At 66.9% G+C, this 1,097-nt stretch carries 1 protein-coding gene; it reads left to right on the forward strand.

Annotation, left to right across the window (positions count from 1 at the left end; all coding sequences use genetic code 11):
- Positions 1–1,097: DUF2345 domain-containing protein (locus CFB45_RS38085; protein WP_144025311.1), on the forward strand; the 1,097-nt coding region annotated here is incomplete at both ends.

Genomic DNA, 1,097 nt, shown 5'->3' on the forward strand with positions numbered 1-1,097 from the left:
CTCGAGACGGCGATCGTCGTCGGGCCGCAGGGCGAGGAAGTCTATACCGACGAGTTGAACCGGATTCGCGTGCAGTTCGTGTGGGACCGCTTGAATCCGGGCAACGAGAACGCGTCGTGCTGGGTGCGCGTCGTGCAGTCGGATACGGGCGGCGGCTACGGCGGCGTGCATGTGCCGCGCATCGGCGAGGAAGTGCTGATCGACTACGTCGGCGGCGACTGCGACCGGCCGCTCGCGGTCGGGCGCGTGTACAACGGCGCGAACCAGCCGCAATGGCATACCGACGGGATCCTGTCCGGGTATCGGTCGAAGGAGTATTCGGGCGGCGGCTACAACCAGCTCGTGATGGACGACGCGACCGGGCAGAACCGCGTGCAGCTGATGAGCAGCAGCGCGAACAGCCTGCTGCACCTGGGCTACATCATCGACCAGAGCGGCAATTCGCGCGGATCGTATCTCGGCAGCGGCTTCGACCTGCGCTCGGATGCGTATGGCGCGGTGCGGGCGAGCCAGGGCCTGTACGTGACGACGCACCCGAAGGCAGCGAACAGCCAGCCGCTCGACGTGAAGGAAGCGCAGCAGCAGCTCGTGACGGGCGAGAGCCTCGTCGAGGCGATGTCGGGCGTGAGCGAGCAGCATCAGGCGGAAAGCCTGAAGGACGCGCAGGACACGATGCGCGCGTTCACGGATGCGACGCAGGACAGCGCATCGGGTAGCGCGTCGGGCGGGCGTACGGCAGGCGGCGGCACGGGTAACGCGAACGCGTTCAAGGAGCCGGTGATGCTGTTCGGCAGCCCGTCGGGGATCGGGATGTCGACGCAGCAGTCGGTGCACATGGTCGCGAACGATCACGTGAACGTGGCGAGCGGGCAGAGCGTGCACGTGGCCGCAGGCAAGTCGCTGATCGGGAGCATCGGGCAGAAGCTGAGCCTGTTCGTGCAGAACGCGGGGATGAAGCTGTTCGCGGGCAAGGGCAAGGTGGAGATCCAGGCGCAGTCGGACAACATCGAGGTGACCGCGCAGAAGGCGGTGAAGGTGGTGTCGGCGACGGACCGGATCGAGATCGCGGCCGATCAGGGGATTCTGCTGACGAGCGG

This window comes from Burkholderia sp. HI2500 (genome assembly GCF_002223055.1).
Taxonomy (GTDB): domain Bacteria; phylum Pseudomonadota; class Gammaproteobacteria; order Burkholderiales; family Burkholderiaceae; genus Burkholderia.